General features: G+C 51.7%; 22 protein-coding genes and 1 tRNA gene. 19 read left to right on the top strand and 4 right to left on the bottom strand.

Annotation, left to right across the window (positions count from 1 at the left end; genetic code table 11):
- Positions 1-53 precede the first annotated feature (53 nt).
- A complete protein-coding gene (locus C7A19_RS13850) occupies positions 54-932 on the bottom strand; it encodes a DUF72 domain-containing protein (protein ID WP_116645162.1) in 879 nt (292 codons plus the stop codon).
- A gap of 254 nt (positions 933-1,186) precedes the next feature.
- On the opposite strand from C7A19_RS13850, the gene aspS reads away from it, so the two are divergent.
- The 17 genes from aspS to nadA all read left to right on the top strand — a co-directional run bounded on the left by aspS (position 1,187) and on the right by nadA (position 17,160).
- Complete coding sequence (aspS, locus tag C7A19_RS13845; RefSeq protein WP_116645161.1) at positions 1,187-2,971, top strand: aspartate--tRNA ligase; 1,785 nt, start codon at positions 1,187-1,189, stop codon at positions 2,969-2,971.
- A 186-nt stretch (positions 2,972-3,157) separates the two neighbouring features.
- Positions 3,158-3,904 (top strand): YebC/PmpR family DNA-binding transcriptional regulator, encoded by a 747-nt coding sequence (locus C7A19_RS13840; RefSeq protein WP_069361234.1) that lies wholly within the window; start codon positions 3,158-3,160, stop codon positions 3,902-3,904.
- The gene (gene ruvC, locus C7A19_RS13835) at positions 3,905-4,426 is read left to right on the top strand and encodes a crossover junction endodeoxyribonuclease RuvC (RefSeq protein ID WP_046075360.1); all 522 of its coding nucleotides are present in this window, start codon (positions 3,905-3,907) and stop codon (positions 4,424-4,426) included.
- Positions 4,427-4,834: 408 nt separating this feature from the next.
- Positions 4,835-5,464 (top strand): Holliday junction branch migration protein RuvA, encoded by a 630-nt coding sequence (gene ruvA / locus C7A19_RS13830; RefSeq protein ID WP_069361235.1) that lies wholly within the window; start codon positions 4,835-4,837, stop codon positions 5,462-5,464.
- Between the two features lie 3 nt (positions 5,465-5,467).
- The gene (gene ruvB / locus C7A19_RS13825) at positions 5,468-6,481 is read left to right on the top strand and encodes a Holliday junction branch migration DNA helicase RuvB (protein ID WP_046075362.1); all 1,014 of its coding nucleotides are present in this window, start codon (positions 5,468-5,470) and stop codon (positions 6,479-6,481) included.
- 526 nt (positions 6,482-7,007) lie between these two features.
- On the top strand, positions 7,008-8,591 hold the full coding sequence (gene cydA / locus C7A19_RS13820) for a cytochrome ubiquinol oxidase subunit I (RefSeq protein WP_201264097.1): 1,584 nt from the start codon (positions 7,008-7,010) through the stop codon (positions 8,589-8,591).
- Between the two features lie 11 nt (positions 8,592-8,602).
- Entirely contained in the window at positions 8,603-9,739 is a 1,137-nt protein-coding gene (gene cydB / locus C7A19_RS13815) for a cytochrome d ubiquinol oxidase subunit II (protein ID WP_116645159.1), read from the top strand.
- Between the two features lie 15 nt (positions 9,740-9,754).
- Entirely contained in the window at positions 9,755-9,862 is a 108-nt protein-coding gene (gene cydX, locus C7A19_RS13810; protein ID WP_021024361.1) for a cytochrome bd-I oxidase subunit CydX, read from the top strand.
- On the top strand, positions 9,855-10,151 hold the full coding sequence (locus C7A19_RS13805; RefSeq protein ID WP_162300280.1) for a cyd operon YbgE family protein: 297 nt from the start codon (positions 9,855-9,857) through the stop codon (positions 10,149-10,151). Before cydX ends, C7A19_RS13805 begins: the two co-directional genes overlap by 8 nt.
- Before the next feature lie 230 nt (positions 10,152-10,381).
- A complete protein-coding gene (gene ybgC / locus C7A19_RS13800) occupies positions 10,382-10,789 on the top strand; it encodes a tol-pal system-associated acyl-CoA thioesterase (protein WP_077600683.1) in 408 nt (135 codons plus the stop codon).
- Positions 10,786-11,472 (top strand): protein TolQ, encoded by a 687-nt coding sequence (tolQ, locus tag C7A19_RS13795; protein ID WP_116645157.1) that lies wholly within the window; start codon positions 10,786-10,788, stop codon positions 11,470-11,472. Before ybgC ends, tolQ begins: the two co-directional genes overlap by 4 nt.
- A gap of 3 nt (positions 11,473-11,475) precedes the next feature.
- Complete coding sequence (tolR, locus tag C7A19_RS13790) at positions 11,476-11,922, top strand: protein TolR (protein WP_046075367.1); 447 nt, start codon at positions 11,476-11,478, stop codon at positions 11,920-11,922.
- 63 nt (positions 11,923-11,985) lie between these two features.
- On the top strand, positions 11,986-12,987 hold the full coding sequence (gene tolA / locus C7A19_RS13785; RefSeq protein WP_116645167.1) for a cell envelope integrity protein TolA: 1,002 nt from the start codon (positions 11,986-11,988) through the stop codon (positions 12,985-12,987).
- 101 nt (positions 12,988-13,088) lie between these two features.
- The gene (gene tolB, locus C7A19_RS13780) at positions 13,089-14,426 is read left to right on the top strand and encodes a Tol-Pal system beta propeller repeat protein TolB (protein WP_106406699.1); all 1,338 of its coding nucleotides are present in this window, start codon (positions 13,089-13,091) and stop codon (positions 14,424-14,426) included.
- 50 nt (positions 14,427-14,476) lie between these two features.
- Positions 14,477-14,995: a peptidoglycan-associated lipoprotein Pal gene (gene pal / locus C7A19_RS13775; protein ID WP_069361240.1), complete on the top strand. Its 519-nt coding sequence runs from the start codon at positions 14,477-14,479 to the stop codon at positions 14,993-14,995.
- Between the two features lie 34 nt (positions 14,996-15,029).
- Positions 15,030-15,761 (top strand): tol-pal system protein YbgF, encoded by a 732-nt coding sequence (ybgF, locus tag C7A19_RS13770; protein WP_077653123.1) that lies wholly within the window; start codon positions 15,030-15,032, stop codon positions 15,759-15,761.
- A gap of 355 nt (positions 15,762-16,116) precedes the next feature.
- Positions 16,117-17,160: a quinolinate synthase NadA gene (gene nadA, locus C7A19_RS13765; protein ID WP_116645156.1), complete on the top strand. Its 1,044-nt coding sequence runs from the start codon at positions 16,117-16,119 to the stop codon at positions 17,158-17,160.
- A gap of 201 nt (positions 17,161-17,361) precedes the next feature.
- Here the strand turns inward: nadA and C7A19_RS13760 are convergent, their stop codons facing one another.
- The 3 genes from C7A19_RS13760 to C7A19_RS13750 form a co-directional block, all read right to left on the bottom strand.
- A complete protein-coding gene (locus C7A19_RS13760; protein ID WP_346330222.1) occupies positions 17,362-17,682 on the bottom strand; it encodes a nucleotidyltransferase domain-containing protein in 321 nt (106 codons plus the stop codon).
- Positions 17,672-18,085 carry an HI0074 family nucleotidyltransferase substrate-binding subunit gene (locus tag C7A19_RS13755; protein ID WP_116645154.1) on the bottom strand — a complete coding sequence of 138 codons (414 nt, stop codon included), beginning with the start codon at positions 18,083-18,085 and terminating at the stop codon, positions 17,672-17,674. Before C7A19_RS13755 ends, C7A19_RS13760 begins: the two co-directional genes overlap by 11 nt.
- 180 nt (positions 18,086-18,265) lie before the next feature.
- Positions 18,266-18,844, bottom strand: a complete 579-nt coding sequence (locus C7A19_RS13750) for a UPF0149 family protein (protein WP_116645153.1) — start codon at positions 18,842-18,844, stop codon at positions 18,266-18,268.
- A gap of 285 nt (positions 18,845-19,129) precedes the next feature.
- Between C7A19_RS13750 and C7A19_RS13745 the strand changes: the two genes are divergently transcribed.
- Positions 19,130-19,217, top strand: a tRNA-Ser gene (locus tag C7A19_RS13745).
- A 108-nt stretch (positions 19,218-19,325) separates the two neighbouring features.
- Entirely contained in the window at positions 19,326-20,492 is a 1,167-nt protein-coding gene (locus C7A19_RS13740) for a nucleotide sugar dehydrogenase (RefSeq protein WP_077774277.1), read from the top strand.
- The last annotated feature ends 24 nt before the right edge of the window (positions 20,493-20,516 follow it).

The raw sequence follows: 20,516 nt of genomic DNA, 5'->3' as shown, positions 1-20,516 counted from the left end.
AGTGAATTTTTCTGCCCCTGTCTGCACGGTGAGCGCGCCGCGTGGGGCGGACATTAAAACAATGCCCCTTGCTGGCTTTGCGCGGCGCGCGTGACGGAAGCCAGCGGCGTTGATAAATCAAGACGTTGATACAAGTGTGCAGCCAGTGCAGGGGCTTGGTCGTTATCTGAGGTATGAATCATTAAATAGGGCGTTTTGCCCGCGGCGATCCATTGGGATAAGCGTGAGATCCAAGGGTCAAAAAACGCGCTGTTTTCGGGCAAGTCCGGATGGCCGATAAAACGCACCATGGGAGCATCGCTGGTGGCGATGGCATGCACGGGCACCCGGGGTTTTTTCTTTTGCGCATCAATAATCGCTGGAGTGTCGGGTTTAGCCGCAAACACCGGGCGGCTGTCCATGATCACACGGTTGGCGTGATGATCGATTAACAGCCGGTTGAGTGCTTTTTCTGCTTCGCCTTTGGCAAAAAATGCGGGATGACGCACCTCTACCCCAAGGGAAAACTCGCGGGGTAGCGACTCAAGAAATGTCGCTAAGCTTGCTAACCTCTCAGGGCCAAAACGCGCTGGCAGCTGAATGGTCCACTGACCAATATGGTCATGGAGCGGGGCCATCAGCTTGATAAAATCAGCGGTTAAGTCTTGCGCATGGCGCAGCTGGCATTGATGAGTAATGGTTTTAGGTAGCTTAAAGGTAAATTGAAAGCTGTCTGGAATGGCGGCCGCCCAATTATTCACCGTTTGCGGCGACGGGGAGGCGTAAAAGGTCGTATTTCCTTCAACCGTGTTAAACACCTCGGCATAGCGGGCTAAACGCTCGCCCGACTTGGTGCCTGGCGGATAAAAATGATGCTGCCAACTAGGATGAGACCATTGCGTCAGCCCCAATCGTAAGGGCGGATTCAGGTCTTGGTGTAATAGGGATACCATGCCCGTAATGATGCCTTGCCAACCAATAGGACACTAGCCTAAAAGGAATTGAACAAAAAAACTATCGGTTTTAAGCGCGATCGCTTTACCAAGAGCGGGGCTTTTCCTTTATAATGGCAGGCTTTGACAGTAACGGCACTCATGGGGGCGTACCGTCAGGTACGACAGATGCTGTTACCCGAATTCCCCTCAGTATTTGGCAGGCTTGTGCCCCAGGGGCAAGCGGAATCATCAGAACAGATCAGGAATAATCTATGCGCACCCAATATTGTGGTCACCTGAATAAAGCCCACGTCGGGCAAGAAGTAAGTCTTTGTGGTTGGGTTAACCGCCGCCGTGATTTGGGCGGCTTGATTTTTATCGACATGCGCGACCGTGAGGGTCTGGTGCAAGTTGTGATTGACCCTGATATGGGTGATGTTTACGAGCAAGCAAACAAATTGCGTAACGAATTTTGCCTGACCATCCGTGGTGAAGTGCGTGCGCGCCCAGAGAGCCAGATCAACAGTGATATGGCCACTGGCGAAGTGGAAGTGGTGGCGAAAGGGTTGGAAATCATCAACCGCAGCGCACCGATGCCGATTGACTTTAACCAGTTTATTTCCGAAGAGCAGCGCCTGAAGTATCGCTACCTTGACTTGCGCCGCCCTGAGATGAGCGATCGGATTAAACTGCGTGCCAAAGCCACCAGCTTTGTCCGTCGTTTCCTTGATGATAATGACTTTTTAGACATCGAAACTCCGGTACTCACCAAAGCGACCCCAGAAGGCGCACGTGATTACTTGGTGCCAAGCCGTGTGCACAAAGGCAACTTTTATGCGCTGCCGCAATCACCACAGCTGTTTAAACAGTTGTTGATGATGTCCGGGTTCGATCGTTACTACCAAATCGTGAAGTGCTTCCGTGATGAAGATTTGCGTGCGGATCGCCAGCCAGAATTTACCCAGATTGATATCGAAACCTCATTTATGAGCGCCGACCAAGTGCGCGAGGTCACCGAGCAATTGATCCGTGAAATGTGGCAATCATTGCTTAATGTGGACTTGGGCGCGTTCCCAACCATGAAATATGAAGAAGCGATGCGCCGTTTTGGCTCCGACAAGCCAGATTTGCGTAACCCGCTCGAAATCGTCGATGTAGCAGACATCGTCAAAGATGTTGAATTTAAAGTGTTCTCTGGCCCGGCAAACGATGAGAAAGGCCGCGTGGCTGTGATTCGTGTGCCAGGCGGTGCCAGCTTGTCGCGCAAGCAGATTGATGAATACACCCACTTTGTTGGCATTTACGGCGCCAAAGGCTTGGCGTGGATGAAAGTCAACGACCGCGACGCCGGTTTTGATGGCATTCAATCGCCGGTGGCCAAGTTCCTCAATGCCGAAGTGGTAGAAAGCATTCTGTCACGCACTGAGGCGCAAACCGGTGACATTATCCTATTCGGCGCAGACAAAAAGTCTGTCGTTACCGAAGCGCTTGGCGCACTGCGTGTGAAATTAGGTCTGGATCTTGAGTTGACCGACACCCAAGCGTGGGCACCATTGTGGGTGATTGATTTCCCAATGTTTGAGGAAGACGACGAAGGTAACTTGCATGCGATGCACCACCCGTTCACTGCGCCGACAGACGTGACACCTGAAGAGCTGGTGGCAAACCCGGCGGCGGCGAACTCTAACGCCTACGACATGGTGATTAATGGCTACGAAGTGGGCGGTGGCTCGGTCCGTATCCATAACCCAGAAATGCAAGCCGCGGTGTTTGAGACGCTGGGCATTGATGAGCAAGAGCAGCGCAAGAAATTTGGCTTCTTGCTGGATGCGTTGCAATACGGCACCCCACCACACGCGGGTCTGGCGTTTGGTATGGATCGCCTGGTGATGTTGCTATCCGGCACCGAAAACATTCGCGACGTGATTGCCTTCCCGAAAACCACTGCAGCGGCCTGCTTGATGACTGACGCGCCAAGCCTGGCCAATGAGGCGGCGCTTGAAGAGCTAGCTCTCAGCATTACCGCGGCGGCAGAGCAAAACGAACACAGCGAATAAATTCGCCTGATGACGGGCAAATAGCCTTGCCCGTCTTACCCTTGGGGCCGATAACTGCCGCAATCACGCGGTGATATCACGGCTGCAAGGTCACTGTCTCAACGCGCCTCAGACTGAAAAGCCAAGGCGCGTTTTTTCTTATAACTCCTTTCACGTGAGGGGAGCGCAAAAAAACGGAGAGTCGATATGGCAGGTCACAGTAAGTGGTCGAACATTAAACACCGTAAAGCTGCTCAAGACGCGAAGCGCGGTAAGATTTTCACCAAACTTATCCGAGAAATTGTGGTGGCAACCAAAGAAGGTGGCCCCGAGGCGGAAACCAATCCACGCCTGCGTGCTGCGGTGGATAAAGCGTTGTCAAATAACATGACACGCGACACCATCAACCGTGCGATTTCACGCGGGGCGGGCGGCGAAGGTGACGAAAACATGGAAACCGTCATCTATGAAGGCTATGGCCCTGCGGGCACCGCGGTGATGGTGGAGTGTATGACCGATAACCGCAACCGCACGGTATCAGGCGTGCGCCATGCGTTTTCCAAATCCGGTGGTAACCTGGGGACCGATGGTTCAGTCAGCTTCTTATTCGATAAAAAAGGGGTGATCACCTATGCCTCTGGCCTTGAAGAAGATGCGGTGATGGAAGCGGCGCTCGAAGGCGGCGCGGACGATGTGGTCACCTATGACGACGGTTCAATGGATGTGTATACCACGCCTAATGACTTTGGCTATGTGAAAGATGCTCTGGATAAAGCCGGGTTTGAGGCTGAACGTGCTGAAGTGACGCAGGTGCCATCCACCAAAGCAGAGTTAGATGCAGACACGGCCCCCAAGCTGCTGCGCTTGATCGATACGTTAGAAGACCTTGACGATGTGCAAGAAGTCTACCATAACGGTGATATCTCGGACGAAGTGGCAGCGAGTTTAAGCTAAATGGCAGTGATACTGGGAATTGACCCAGGTTCGCGGATCACCGGTTATGGGGTGATCCGCCAACATGGTCGGCATCTAGAATATCTCGGCAGTGGCTGTATTCGCACCGAGACCGACGACTTACCCGGTCGACTAAAGCATATCTACGCAGGCGTGAGCGAAGTCATCACGCAATTTCAGCCGGATAACTTTGCCATTGAGCAAGTATTTATGGCTCGCAACGCGGATTCAGCGCTTAAACTGGGTCAAGCACGCGGCAGTGCCATTGTTGCGGCGGTAAACGCCGATTTACCTGTCTCTGAATATGCCGCCAGGCTTATCAAGCAAGCGGTAGTGGGAAAAGGCAGTGCGGATAAAAAGCAAGTCCAGCATATGGTCACCCACATGTTAAAGCTCAGCGCCACCCCGCAAGCCGATGCCGCCGATGCTCTCGCGGTTGCCATTTGCCATGCTCACACCAACCACACCCTCATCGCCATGGCCGGCAAAGCCAACGCCGCCCGCCGCGGCCGGTATCGGTAAAAGCGCTTTTTGCTCTTGAATACAGAGCGCTTCGCTTACGGAGTACGGAAAGAGACGAGACGCTTCGCTTCTAGAGACTAGAAACTAGAAACCGGATAAAGCAGATCATGCTCGCACTGAGGCTATTGCTTTTTCTGTACTCTGTATTCCGTCATCGGTATTCGGGCTTTTTGAATACAGAGCGCTTCGCTTACGGAGTACAGAAGAGAGCAGAAAGCAGAAAGTAGTTCCTAGGACCTAGGAACTTTATCTACCAGAGCTGGCACGATATGTTCTTTCCGTATTCCGTATTCCGTATTCCGTATTCCGTATTCCGTATTCCGTAATCCGTATGCCCCTCAATCCGACTGGATATAGATCCAGTTATTCTTTATCCTTGGGGGCAAAGTAACAAACTGAGATGCGATTGTGATAGGCCGATTACAGGGAACCCTGATAGAAAAGCAACCTCCTGAGATTTTGATCGATGTGAACGGCGTCGGCTATGAAGTGAGCATGCCGATGAACTGCTTGTATCAATTGCCGGAGGTGGGCGAAACTGCCACCGTGTACACCCATTTTGTGGTGCGTGAGGATGCGCAACTTCTCTATGGTTTTAGCGGTAAACGTGAGCGAGCGCTGTTTCGGGAAGTGATCAAGGCCAATGGCGTGGGACCTAAACTGGGGTTAGCGATTTTATCGGGGATGACGGCTAACCACTTTGTCGACAGTGTCGAGCACAATGATGTCTCGACCCTGGTGAAAATCCCTGGGGTGGGTAAGAAAACCGCGGAACGTTTGGTGGTTGAAATGCGTGACCGGCTTAAAAACTGGGAAGCGTTCGATCTCTTTACCCCGCACACGGATGCCGCGACGGCTGAGGGCGCAGCCCTACGCGCAGCGCCAACCACCATATCGTCTGCCGCGGATGAGGCGGTGAGCGCCTTAGTCGCACTAGGTTATAAAGCGGCGCAGGCGGAGAAAGTGGTTAAACAAATTGCAACTGATGACATGAGCAGCGAAGACGTGATCCGTCACGCGCTGCGTTCAATGGTGTAACCCATGATAGAAGCTGATCGTTTAATCTCGGCGCAAACCACCCCTGATCGGGAAGAAGAGGTGATCGACCGCGCGATTCGTCCTAAGTTATTGGAAGACTATCAGGGGCAAAATCACGTCCGTGATCAAATGGAAATCTTTATCCATGCTGCGCGCAAACGCCAAGAAGCGCTCGATCATCTGTTGATTTTTGGCCCGCCGGGTCTGGGTAAAACCACCTTGGCCAATATTGTTGCCAATGAAATGGACGTCAATATTCGCACTACGTCGGGCCCCGTGTTAGAAAAAGCCGGCGATCTGGCCGCCTTGCTCACCAACCTTGAGCCTCACGATGTATTATTTATTGATGAAATCCATCGCTTAAGCCCAGTGGTAGAAGAAGTCTTGTACCCCGCGATGGAAGATTATCAACTAGATATTATGATTGGTGAAGGGCCTGCCGCGCGCTCAATCAAAATCGATTTACCGCCGTTTACCCTGATTGGTGCCACCACCCGCGCCGGATCGTTGACATCGCCCTTGCGTGACCGGTTTGGTATTACTCAGCGTTTAGAGTATTACAGCGTGGGCGATCTAACCGGTATCGTGAAACGTAGCGCCCATTGCTTGGCATTATCAACCGATGAGGAAGGAGCGATGGAAGTGGCGCGTCGCTCTCGCGGTACGCCGCGGATTGCCAACCGCTTGCTCCGTCGTGTGCGTGATTATGCCGAAGTGAAAGGCACGGGAGATATCAGTGCTGACATAGCCCAACGCGCGCTCGATATGCTCGATGTCGACAGCCAAGGGTTTGACTACATGGATCGCAAGCTACTCAATGCTATTATTGAGAAGTTCGATGGCGGGCCGGTGGGGCTTGATAACTTAGCGGCGGCGATTGGCGAAGAGAAAGACACCATCGAAGATGTGATTGAGCCTTATTTGATTCAACAAGGCTACCTGCAACGCACACCACGTGGCCGGATTGCCAGCCAGCGTGCCTATTTGCACTTTGGCTTTGATTTGCCGAAAACCTAGTCGGCTAAGACTGAGCGGAAAATCCTCGCAAACTTTAATCAAGATCAAGACGTTTTTTTCTAAAACAGCCCCATTGGCCGACAACCAATGGGGTTTTTTGATCTAGATTAAGGTTATGTAGCACGTGAACCCTTATCGTAACCCCATCTGCTAGCGGTTGCTGGTGACGAGACAATGAGAAGTGGCTTCCGTTAATGCCGCCGTCTCACCCAGTTTCTTCGCGGTTAATCACAGTTTTGTATCTTGGTTGGTTCGCCTTATTGTTTTTGCAGCCGAGTCGACAAACCGAGCAAAACGCGATTAACACCCCATTGTTGTACCTATAATATTAGTTATACCTTAATTAGATAAAATTTAACTATAGAATAACCTTGGTGTTTCAACTGTGTAACATGCAAGCAGTCAATTAAGAAGTGTGTAGCTTTCCCCGCGCCAGCCAGTTGTTTTGACTGCCGTGTTGGGTGAGAGAGTAAAACGAGCGATACGCCAGTATCGGCACCGAAAACGGTGTAAAGGAGTGACCATGATTACCGATATCGTCGATTTATCGCGGCTGCAGTTTGCGCTGACCGCGATGTATCACTTCCTGTTTGTTCCTTTAACTCTGGGCATGGCATTTTTGCTGGCCATCATGGAATCGTTATACGTGATGACCGACAAGCAAATCTACAAAGACATGACCAAGTTTTGGGGCAAGCTGTTTGGAATTAACTTTGCGCTTGGGGTGGCCACTGGTCTCACCATGGAGTTTCAATTCGGAACCAACTGGGCCTACTATTCCCACTATGTCGGGGATATTTTTGGGGCCCCGCTTGCCATTGAAGGGCTGATGGCCTTCTTCCTTGAATCCACTTTTGTGGGCCTGTTCTTCTTTGGTTGGGATCGTCTCAGTAAGCGTCAACACTTGGTCACTACCTGGCTGGTGGCATTAGGCTCTAACTTTTCCGCGCTATGGATTTTGGTCGCCAACGGCTGGATGCAAAACCCCGTGGGTTCAGAGTTTAACTTTGAAACCATGCGTATGGAGATGGTGAGCTTTGCTGATGTGGTCTTTAACCCCGTGGCACAGGTGAAGTTTGTTCACACCGTTGCCGCTGGCTATACCACAGGGGCTATGTTCATTTTGGGGATCAGCGCTTACTATCTGCTCAAAGGCCGTGATATTGCCTTTGCGCGTCGCTCTTTTGCGATTGCCGCCTCGTTTGGCATGGCGGCTATTTTGTCGGTAATCATCTTAGGTGATGAGTCCGGGTACGAGCTGGGTGATGTGCAGAAGGTCAAACTGGCAGCGATTGAGGCCGAATGGCACACCGAGGAAGCGCCAGCGGCGTTCACCGTGCTGGGGCTGCCGAATCAAGAAACCATGCAGACCGATTATGCGATTAAAATCCCTTATGCGATGGGGATCATTGCCACGCGCTCACTGGATAAAGAAGTGACAGGCTTAACCGATTTGATCGCTGAGCACGAGACTCGTATCCGCAACGGTATGCAGGCGTATGCGTTGTTGGAAAAACTGCGTGCCGGCGAGAAATCACCGGAAACCAAAGCCGCGTTCAATGAAGTGAAAAATGATCTCGGTTATGGTCTGCTCCTCAAACCGTACACCGATAAGGTGGTGGATGCGACGGAAGGGCAAATTCAGCAAGCGGCGCAAGACTCTATTCCGCAAGTGGCGCCTTTGTTCTGGAGCTTCAGGATCATGGTAGCCTGTGGCTTTGCGATGCTATTTATCTTTGGCATGAGCTTCTGGCAAACCTGCCGTCAGCGTATCGATGAAAAACCCTGGCTACTGAAGCTTGCGCTGATTGGTATTCCGCTGCCGTGGATCGCTTGCGAAGCCGGTTGGTTTGTTGCCGAGTATGGCCGTCAGCCTTGGGCGGTGGGGGAAATCCTCCCTGTGCATGTCGCGGCGTCTAACCTGGCCGCTGGCGATATTATTTTCTCGATGGTGGCGATTTGCTCGCTCTACACCGTTTTCCTCGTCGCCGAGCTTTATCTGATGTTCAAGTTTGCCCGCCTTGGGCCCAGCAGCCTGAAAACTGGCCGCTACCACTTTGAACAAAAAGGCAATCCAGAAGCGGATTTCAGCCGCCAGATTGAAGCATAAGGAGAGAGAGCATGTTTGATTATGAAATGTTACGCCTGATCTGGTGGGTGCTGATAGGCGTGTTACTGATTGGCTTTACCGTCACCGATGGCTTTGATATGGGGGTGGGCGCTTTGCTTACCCTGATCGGCAAAACCGACAGCGAACGTCGGGTGATGATTAATGCTGTTGCCCCTCACTGGGAAGGTAACCAAGTCTGGTTAGTGACTGCTGGCGGGGCGCTCTTTGCTGCTTGGCCGTTGGTGTATGCGGTTTCCTTTTCTGGTTTTTATATCGCGATGGTGGTCACGCTGGCGGCGCTGTTTTTCCGCCCCATGGGCTTTGACTATCGCTCAAAAATCGATGATCCACGCTGGCGCACCGCGTGGGATTGGGGCCTGGTTGCCGGTGGTTTTATACCGCCTGTGATTTTCGGTGTCGCCTTTGGTAATCTCCTACAAGGGGTGCCGTTCCAGCTTAGCGATCTTTTGATCCCAACCTACACAGGCGGCTTTTTTGCACTGCTTAATCCTTTCGCTCTAGTATGCGGCTTGGTGAGCCTGTTTATGGTGGTGTTGCAAGGCGCAACCTGGCTGCAACTGAAAACCACCGATGCGCTGCATGTACGTGCACGTAATGTGGCTCAGCTCTGTGCACTGCTTACCACAGTCCTCTTTGTGGCGGCAGGCTTCTGGGTGCAAAATATGGATGGCTTTGTGGTGGTGAGTGATGCGGCGAATCAAGCGGCGTCTAACCCACTGGCGAAAGAGGTCGCACTGCAAAGCGGGGCTTGGATGCGTAACTATCAAGCGATGCCAATCCTCTGGTTAGCACCTCTGGTCGGTGCGGTGATGCCTTTATTGGCATTGCTGGCGTCGCGTCTTGAGCGTGGCGGCTGGGCCTTCTTGTTCTCGAGTTTAGCCGTGGCGGGCGTGATTTTGACCGCGGGTATCGCGATGTTCCCGTTTGTGATGCCATCGAGCACTTTCCCCGGCCACAGCTTGACTATGTGGGATGCCACCTCTAGCGAGCTGACGTTGTCAATTATGACGATTGTCGCTGCGGTGTTTGTGCCGATTATCTTGGCTTACACCCTGTGGTGCTACATTAAGATGTTTGGCCGCTTAGACGCGCAATATATTGAAGACAACACCCATTCACTGTACTGATTAAGGAGCTTGCATATGTGGTATTTCACGTGGATTCTTGGTGTGCTGCTGGCATGCGCCTTTGGCATTATCAATGCCTTATGGTTGGAGCACACCGAAGCGATGGATCACGACAATGAGTGAGCGCCAACCTGCGCCCTTAGGCCAGCACTTTTCTGGCCTTTGGCGGCTGCTCTCATTGGCCAGTGCCCTGTGCTGGGGCGGCCAAGTGATGTGGGCGCCAGAAGCCTTTGCTCAGCGCATGGGTGGGGTGACGTTTGCGATGGGCGTGGGGCTGCTCTACGCGACCTGCGTCGGGGTGATCCATGCCGTCGGTTTCACCGCGCAAGGCAAGTGGAGCCGATGGCTCACCTGGCCGCCATTGGGATGGGGCGTCTCCCTTCTTTTGCTCGCCTTGATGTGGCTGGGCTAGTTGAGTCAACCGCTCGGTGAGCAAGTGCAAAGTGACAAATGAATGACAAAAGCACCCGAGTGGTGCTTTTTTAATCACTCTAGCGTGAGTAATTGCGCGTTTTTTGCAGCACATCACTTCTCGACTGCTTGATGGGCGACCAATGCGCCAGCCGCGTGGTCTCGGCATTTCTATACATCCACAACTTAGGTATAGTAATTGCCTATCGAAAACCGATCATGGGTAAAGACATGACAGAATCAACGCCGTTTCGCTGGCCCATCCGTGTGTATTATGAAGACACGGACGCCGGGGGAGTGGTTTACCACGCCAATTACCTCAATTACTTTGAGCGAGCACGCACTGAACTGTTGCGTGAGATCGGTGTCAATCAACAAGCGCTCTTTGCCGAGCATACGGCCTTTGTGGTACGCCATATGGACATTGATTTTCATCGTGGCGCTCGGCTTGATGACGCGCTGGAGGTTGTCACTACAGTGTCAGCCATGGGGCGCGCCAGCATGACGTTTTGTCAAAGCTTGGTGAATTCTGATCAAAAAGCATTGTGTGCGGCGACGGTTAAGATAGCCTGTGTCGACCCAACAACCATGAAACCCAAATCGATTCCAACACAGATTAAATCGGAGATGATGACGTGACCGCTGAACTTTCCATTCTCGACCTGTTTTTGCAAGCAAGTTTGCTTGTCAAGGGAGTGATGCTGATATTACTGGGTATGTCAGTGGTGTCTTGGGCGATGATCATAAAACGCTCCAAGGTCATGACGCAAGCGTTTAGCAAAGCGGAACGCTTTGAAGACAGATTTTGGTCTGGGATCGATCTCTCTCAACTATTCCAAGAAGTGCAAGCACGCAAAGACAACTTGACCGGCAGTGAGAAGATTTTTTACGCCGGCTTTAAAGAATTCGCGCGTTTGCACCGTAGCAACGACAAAGTGCCTGAAGCGGTGATGGAAGGCACCTCGCGGGCGATGCGTGTGTCGCTCTCAAAACAGGTGGAAGAGCTGGAAACCCACTTACCGTTTTTAGCCACCGTGGGTTCGATCAGCCCCTACATCGGCCTATTTGGCACCGTGTGGGGCATTATGCACGCCTTTATCGCTTTGGGCGCGGTAAAGCAGGCCACGCTGGCGATGGTAGCGCCCGGGATTGCTGAAGCCTTGGTGGCAACCGCAATGGGCCTGTTCGCCGCGATCCCCGCCGTGATGGCGTACAACCGTCTGACGGCTAAAGTGGGCAAACTTGAGCACAACTACATGAACTTTATGGAAGAGTTCTCTAGCATTCTTCATCGTCAAGCGTTTGCGGCAACCCAGGAGTGATCCATGGCGTATCAACCTAAGCGGCGCAAGATGACGGCTGAAATCAATGTCGTCCCCTACATTGATGTGATGCTGGTACTGCTGATTATTTTTATGGTGACCGCCCCCTTCGTGACGCAGGGCGTGGATGTGGATCTGCCACAAACGGCACAAGCGAAAACCGCGGCAGAGCTAGCAGAAGAGGAAGACAGCGGCGCCTTTATCATTGTGGAAGTGGATAAAGACGGCCAACTCGGACTCAGTGTCAATAATGGCGATATGACGCGCGGTTTGAGCTTGGAAGAAATTCTGGTGCGCGTTAAAGCTGAGCTGCAGCTGAACCCCAAATCGCCCGTGTTAGTGGGCGGTGATGGCCGGGTGCCTTATTCAGAAATCATCCTGACGCTTGATGCATTAAACCAAGCTGGCGTGTCGTCAGTGGGCTTAATGACCGAGCCGTACGAGTCGTAGGTGAGGGTGATGAACGAGCCAAACGATAAACCAACCCACAAAAAATCAGGCAAAGACTCGCTGATGCCCGCGCTGGCGATATCAGCCGTGTTGCATGTGGTGTTAGTGATTGTGCTGTTGTGGGGCGCAGACTTTAGTTCTGACTCAACGCCAACCCCTAAAGCGGGGCGTGCGATTGAAGCTACCGTGATTGATCCGGCTGTGGTCAATGCACAGGCGAAGAAAATTCGTGAGCAACGAAACCAGGCAAAGCGTGAAGAAGCGGAGCGACTCAAACGGTTAGAGCAGCAAGCGAAACGCCTTGAGCAGCAGCGTGAGCAAGAAGAGCAGCGCCTTCGCGAAGTGAAGCGACAAAAGCTAGAAGCTGAGCGCCAAGCACGGGAAGAGCAAAAGCGGATTGCCGAGCAACAGGCCAAAGCGGAAGCGCAAGCGCGTATTGCCAAGCAAAAAGCCGAGCGGGCCGAGCGCGAACGCCAGCGCAAGTTAGAAGAGAAGCGCAAAGCGGAACTCGCGGCGGAGAAAGCGGAAAAAGCGCGGCAAGAAAAGCTCGCTGCGCGACGTAAAGCCGAGGAAGAAGCGAAAAAAGCCGAAGCTGAGCGACAGCGCAAGCTTGCTGAACGTAAAAAAGCGGAAGAAGAGGCGCGCCAAGCCGAACAAGCACGCAAGGAAGCAGAGCGCAAAGCCCAGGAGGCGAAGCGACGACAACAAGAGCAAGAGGCGGCGCTGAACGATTTGTTCTCAGGCCTTGAGTCAGAAGCCAGCCAGCGGCAAAGCGCGCGCGGGCAATTTATTCAAGACGAAGTGGCGCGGTACGGCGCCATTTTTACACAGATGATCCAGCAACGGCTCATCGTCGATGATGGCTTAAGTGGCCAAGAGTGTGTGGTGAATATGCGCTTGTCGCCCACTGGCCTGCTACTTAATGTGGAAGAAAAGGCGGGCAACACGCGACTGTGCCGCGCGACCAAGACCGCGGTGGCGTCTGTGTCCCAGTTTCCAATGCCGGAAGATGGCGATATTATTGCCAAACTACGTGATATCGAGTTGACCGTTAGACCTAACTAAACGACAGGATACCAAACATGATGGAAGTGAGCCCCTGCGGTGGCACAAAGAGTGTGACAAGCAAGAGTCAGGATCGTTTGCGAACATGGCGTATCGCCGCGATGGTGATGCTTTTTGCCTGTCTGTCGATACTGACGCAACCGGCACACGCTGCGCTTAAATTGGTGATCACCGAAGGGGTGAATACCGCGCGCCCGATTGGCGTGATCCCGTTTCAATGGAAAGGGCAAGGCGAATTGCCGGAAGATATTTCTGGCGTAGTCGGCTCTGATTTACGTCGCAGCGGTAAGTTCAATCCGCTGGCGGTTAGCGAGATGCCGCAAACTCCGTATAGCGATACTGACGTAGATTACAACGCTTGGACCTCGCTGGGGGTAGATGCGGTGGTCACAGGCACCATTACTCCCACATCTGACGGTCGTTATCAAATTGATTATCAGCTGATTGATATCGTTCGAGGCCAGCTCACCGGCGGGGACAGTAAAGGCCTAGGTGCCGATGGCAAGCTAGTGCAAACCGATGATCACTTACTGGTGAATAACCGCGCCACAGTCAAAGAGAGCGATTTACGCCGCTATGCGCACCGGATTTCCAATATTGTTTATGAGCAGCTCACCGGCGAAAAGGGCGCGTTCTTAACGCGTATCGCTTATGTAGTGATTGATAAAGAAAACGACTATCCCTACCAGCTGCGGTTATCGGATTACGACGGCTACAACGAGCGTTTGATCCTGCGCTCCAAGCAGCCTTTGATGTCACCGTCTTGGTCACCGGATGGCCGCAAGCTCGCCTATGTCAGCTTTGAAAATGGCCAGGCAGAGATCTTTATCATGAACATCTACACCGGCCAACGTGAGAAAATTGCGTCATACCCTCGTCACAATGGATCGCCACAGTTTTCCCCTGATGGCAGCAAGTTAGCCTTGGTACTTTCCAAAACCGGTAGCTTGCAGGTGTATACCTTCGATTTGAACAGCAAAAAATTGACGCAAATTACCCACGGCCGCGCCAACAGCACCGAGCCATTTTGGGATCCTGATGGTAACTCGCTCATCTATACCTCTGACCGGGGTGGCAAACCACAGATTTATCGCGTAAATTTAGACGACGGAACTAGCCGACGGATCACGTGGCAAGGCAATCAGAACATGGGTGGGCAACTGACACCGGATGGCCGTCACTTGATTATGGTCAATCAATCATCGTCTGGCTATAACATTGCAAAGCAAGACTTAAACAGCGGGGCGGTGCAAATCCTAACCAAAACCTTGTTGGATGAGTCGCCAAGCATTGCGCCAAATGGCAGCATGGTGATTTACAGCTCGGTATATGGACGTAAGAATGTGTTGTCGCTCGTCTCTGTAGACGGCCGCTTTAAAGCGCGGTTACCGGCAACCAACGGGCGCGTGCGTGCACCAGCCTGGTCACCTTACCTGTAGTTTTTAAATTTTAAACAACGTACGCTAACTTTCTAGAAAAGGAAAATAGAATGCAAATCAATAAAGTACTGAAAGGTCTGGCGGTGGCACTGCCGATGTTTACTCTGGCTGCGTGTAGCTCACACGATAGCTCAACAGGCAGTGGTTCTGGCCAATCAACCAACCAAAATGGCACCACCGTTGTTTCTCCTGTTGACGGCCAAGGCTCAATGACAGAGCAACAAATTCGTAACCAAGAGCTGCGTCAGTCGCAAACCGTTTACTTCAACTTTGACGACTCATCAGTACTACCCCAATACGAAGACATGCTGGATGCTCACGCGACTTACCTGCGTGCTAACCCAGCGATGGAAGTGGTCGTAGAAGGTCACGCTGACGAGCGCGGTACCCCTGAGTACAACATCGCCCTGGGCGAGCGTCGTGCCGAAGCGGTGTCTAAATACCTGCAAGCGCTGGGTGTACCGGCGAGCCAGATCTCTATCGTGAGCTATGGCGAAGAGAAGCCGTTGGTACTTGGCCAAAGCGAAGAAGCTTACGCCAAAAACCGTCGTGCGGTATTGGTATACTAATCCAGCCTTTTGGTAATGGATAAAGGATATGACAATGAACAGTAACTCTGTGCGAACCCTCGCGCTGGCGTTACTGGTGAGTGCGGCAGCCCCCGTGGCTGCCACACCTGCTCCGGTGACAGAAGTAGGGGCGGGCGGCACCGCCGTCGATCGTTTAGAGCGCATGCTCCAAGCACGTAACCAAATGCAGCTCGATATGCAGCGCCAGCTTGACCAAATGGCGCAAGAGCTGAGCAATTTACGCGGTAACGTTGAGCGCAACAGCTATGACATTCAACAAATGGTTGAGCGTCAACGCGACCTCTATCGAGAAATCGATACCCTAAGAACGGCGAAGCAATCAGCACCTGCAGAGCCTGAAAAAAAGGCTGAAGACAAGTCAGCCGCGAACTACACCGCGGATCAAACTGAAAATGCAGCCTATGAAGCCGCCGTTAATCTGATCTTAAAAGAGAAAGATTACCAAGGGGCCACCAAAGCATTTAAAGCGTTTCTTTCACAATACCCAGAGTCGGTTTACACCGCCAATGCTCACTATTGGCTCGGTCAGCTTTATTTCTCCAAACGTAAGTTTGAACAAGCTAGCCAAGAATTCACGGCAGTCAGTGAGTTTAAAGACTCTAATAAACGCCCCGATGCCTTGCTGAAACTGGGCTTGATAGCACAAAAACAAGGTAATGGCGACCAAGCCAATCAATACTTCCAGCAAGTGATTGATACCTACCCAGACTCAACCAGCGCCAAACAAGCCAAAAACGCGATGTAGGTTAAGATAAAGCAAGATCGTTGCCGCCTCTGCGCTCTTGCTCTTTCTGTACTCTGTATTCAGTCATCTGTATTCGGGAATGGGAATACAGAGCGCTTCGCTTACGGAATACGGGAAAAGACGAGACGCTTCGCTTCTAGAAACTAGAAACTAGAAACTAGAAACTAGAAAGAGCGTAGAGCGGGCCCTAGAATGTTTTCTAGCCTCTAGCCTCTAGCCTCTAGCCTCTAGCCTCTAGTCTCTTTCGGTATTCCGTCACCTGGGACCTAGGACCTCCGCTCTAGGACTCTAGCTCTACTCACGTTATACTACCCGGACTGGAAGTTCCGGACTGGAAGTAAGCATGAGTAATCCCATGAGCCAAGTGATTGAAACGTCGCAAAGGGTCTACCCCTTTCCGCCGAAACCTGTGGCATTGAGTGACGAAGAGAAAAAACAACACGTTGCACGCATCAAACAATTGTTAGAAGAAAAAGACGCGGTGCTTGTTGCTCATTATTACACGGATCCAGAGATCCAAGCCCTCGCGGAAGAAACCGGCGGATGTGTCGCCGACTCGTTAGAAATGGCCCGCTTTGGTAACCAACACTCAGCAAGCACCTTGATTGTGGCCGGCGTGCGTTTTATGGGGGAAACCGCCAAAATTCTCACCCCAGAGAAAACCGTGCTAATGCCGACACTTAATGCGGAATGCTCGTTAGATTTAGGCTGCCCAGCGGATGAATTTACCGCATTTTGTGATGCCCATCCGGATCATACTGTGGTGGTATACGCCAACACTTCCGCCGCCGTTAAAGCGCGTGCCGATTGGGTGGTCACCTCAAGCATTGCGCTGGAGATTGTTGAACACCTTGATAGCCAAGATAAGCCAATTATCTGGGCCCCAGATCGCCACCTTGGCGCCTACATCGAAAAAGAAACTGGCGCTGACATGGTCTTATGGCAAGGCGAATGCGTGGTCCATGACGAATTCTCAGCCCAAGCGCTGGAAAAAATGAAACACCTTTATCCTGGTGCCGCGATTCTCGTTCACCCAGAATCGCCAGCCAGTGTGGTAAAAATGGCGGATGCCGTCGGCTCAACCAGCCAGCTGATTAAAGCGGCACAAACGCTGCCGAATGAAAAGCTGATTGTGGCCACCGATAAAGGCATTTTTTATAAGATGCAGCAAATGGTGCCAGACAAAGAATTGGTCGAAGCCCCAACCGCCGGCGCAGGCGCGACCTGTCGAAGCTGCGCCCATTGCCCATGGATGGCGATGAACGGCCTCAAAGCGATTGAAAACGCGCTTGAAAACGGCGGCGAAGAGCATGAGATCCACGTTGACGACAAGGTGCGCGAAAAAGCGTTAATCCCGCTCAACCGCATGCTCAACTTTGCCGCTGAAATGAAGGGGTAAAGAAGTTCATAGGGCCTAGGACCTAGGCACTGCCTTATGCTCTTCCCGTACTCCGTAAGCGAAGCACTCTGTATTCAAAAATCCTGAACATCGCGTAGGTCGGACAAGCGCCTTCTCGATCGCACAAGCTTGGCGTGATTTCCGCCGCGCGCCCGTTGCGCGGCGCCATCGGACATTGGTGGTAAATTTGGCGCCTTTGGATTACTTTACTTGCTTGGCTTCTTCGCGAATACGTGTGATGAGCTCAGACGATTGAGTTTGATGTTTGAGTACGATATCAACGGTGTAGGGAAGCGTCGATTGCTCGAGTTTATCTTGTATTATTGCTACATCATTGAATGTTAATGTGTTGCCCTCAAGCATGATGTCGATATCAGAATTATCTCTAAATGTGCCGGTTGCGCGAGAGCCAAAGATCCAGGCGTGTTGGACGCCAGGGTGGCTAATTACCATATCCTGGATGAGTTGAAATTGATGGGGTTTTAACCCTATCTCTATCAAGAACGTGGCATTATTGTCCACTTTTATTCTCCAAATACCGCATGATCTCGGCAATAACAGGGGCATAATGTTTAACGATCAGTCTTTGCGCTTCGAGGGCATTTTGCTCGTCGTAGGTGTGCGAAAGCAAGTTTCGTTTTACTAGCGCGTCAAGCAAGGTTTCACACTGATCCGACGACAGATGGTTGGCTTCTAACGCTGTGCGAATGACACTGCGCGGCGATGCAACATCAAACTCTTCGTAGCTTAATAAGTCTTTTAAGGTTTTCCACGTGAGCTCAAAAGTAAACTCAAAGGTTTGCACGAGGCCTGCCAGCTCAAGTTCGTTATAGCTTTCTTGCCCGCAAGCGTTTTCAAGCCGACGTTGTGCTTTAATCAGGTTTTGAAGTCGAAGTTGCCAGCGCTCCAGGTGTGTATCCGTCATTTTCACCTCCTTGCAGGGTTAGGGCTTGCGCCATCGTCGCCAATCGAATCATTTGACGGAATACGGAGAACTAAGTGCCTAGGTCCTAGGCACTGATTTCTGCTTTTTCCGTACTCCGTAAGCGAAGCGCTCTGTATTCAAGGCCCTGTATACTATCGTCTAGGACCTAGGCCCCTGTTTTTATGCCCCTTCCTGATCTTCCGCCAACGCCGCGCCGTGGAGGGTTAAACCACACAACATGGTAGGCATGGCGTTAAAGATTTCCTCAAACTGCGCTAGCTCTTCCGCGCCTTGCGCTTCCATGGTAGAAAGTGCGGTTTCTGGGTCGTAAAGCAAGCTAATAGACAGCACCACGCCACCGAGTAGGGCATTACCATCGGTGTTTTCTGGCATCAGCGTTTCCCAATCATCACGAGTCAGGCTCCAGCCTTGTAGTAACCCTTCGGCGAAATCGCGCGTCGCTTGATTGACAATCTCAGCGTTATCCAGCAAACAGCCTTCCGGCCATTGCCAGGTTTTCTCCAACAACTGCTGACGCTGTTCATTCCAAATATCCACAATCAAATTGGCGTACTGCTCAAACTGCTCATGATTCTCAAACGGCGCTTGTTCCTCGCCACCCCACATCACAGGAAGCCACTCGCTAGGACTAATAACATGAGGCGCGGCCGCCATCGCGGTGACCACACCACGGGTTTGCATTTCGTTAAGTAGCTGCTCGCTATCGGCATGCTGGGTGAGAAAGTCTGATAACGTCATAACACTCTTATTTGTATTTTGAACAATGCCATGAGTTTAACAGCTTTCAGGTGTGGTTGCTTCCATCGCTCGTACACTGTTGCTCAACACGTTGGCGACTGAATCGGGGGGAGTTAGCTCAGTTTTTCCAGACATCGCGATGCTTTTGGTGATGGAATAGCCATTTAAACCCAAAGCCATCACCAACAACTTGACCGCAAAGCAGCAACTCTCTATAGTACGCCCCGTTAACGCGACAGCGGGGTTATAAGCCACCCAGTGTAAATGTCGTTTAACACACAATATGGTGAGGTGTCCGAGTGGCTGAAGGAGCACGCCTGGAAAGCGTGTATACGGCAACGTATCGAGGGTTCGAATCCCTCTCTCACCGCCATCATTAAAAAAACCGCCCTCGTGGCGGTTTTTTGCTATTTACAGCCGCTAGTCGTTCCTCAGTCCTCGTGATACCCTTTTCTTAGGTTTGATCCAAGAGAATAAAACAATGAAAATTGCAGTTGCTGGAACAGGTTACGTCGGCCTTTCGAACGCCATGCTACTGGCGCAACACAATGAAGTGGTCGCACTCGACATTGTGGAAGAAAAGGTTAACCTGCTTAACAATCAACAATCCCCGATTGTCGATGCCGAAATTGAGCAATTCCTCGCCGAAAAACCACTGAACTTTACCGCCACCCTCGATAAAGAGCTGGCCTACCAAGGCGCGGACTTTGTGGTGATTGCCACCCCCACCGACTACGATCCCGAAACCAACTACTTTAATACCAGCTCGGTCGAATCGGTGATTAAAGATGTGATGGCGATTAACCCCGATGCGGTGATGGTGATCAAATCAACGGTACCAGTGGGCTATACCGAGCATATTAAGCAACAAATGGGTTGCGAAAACATCCTCTTCTCACCCGAGTTTTTGCGCGAAGGCAAAGCGCTTTACGACAACTTATATCCATCACGAATAATTGTCGGTGAGCAATCCGAGCGCGCGCGCCAGTTCGCTACCTTGTTGCAACAAAGCGCGGTCAAATCGGGGATTTCCGTGTTGTTTACCCACTCCACCGAAGCCGAAGCGGTGAAACTTTTCTCCAACACCTACTTGGCGATGCGGGTCGCGTATTTTAACGAGCTGGACAGCTACGCCGAATCCCACGGTTTAGACGCGCGCCAGATCATTGAAGGGGTAGGGTTAGACCCTCGCATTGGCGATCACTACAATAACCCCTCCTTTGGTTACGGCGGTTACTGCCTGCCAAAAGACACCCGTCAACTATTGGCCAATTACCAAGACGTGCCCAATAACATCATTCAAGCTATCGTTGACGCCAACACCACCCGCAAAGACTTTATTGCCAAGGCCATTATCAAGCGCGAGCCCAAAGTGGTAGGTATATATCGTCTGGTGATGAAATCCGGCTCAGATAACTTCCGTGCCTCGGCCATCCAAGGGATCATGAAACGCATTAAAGCCAAAGGCATTGAAGTGGTGGTATACGAACCGGTGCTTGAAGAAGACACCTTCTTTAACTCAGACGTCATCAAAGACCTGGATACCTTCAAACAACGCGCTGATGTGATCGTTGCCAACCGCATGGTGGATGAAATCCGTGATGTAGAAAGCAAAGTCTACACCCGCGATTTGTTTGGGGCGGATTGAGGAAAAATTTCGACGTCTGGTGAC

It is taken from the genome of Salinivibrio sp. HTSP (genome assembly GCF_003390965.1).
GTDB lineage: Bacteria > Pseudomonadota > Gammaproteobacteria > Enterobacterales > Vibrionaceae > Salinivibrio > Salinivibrio kushneri.
This window is presented reverse-complemented; position numbering and strand designations above follow the sequence as displayed.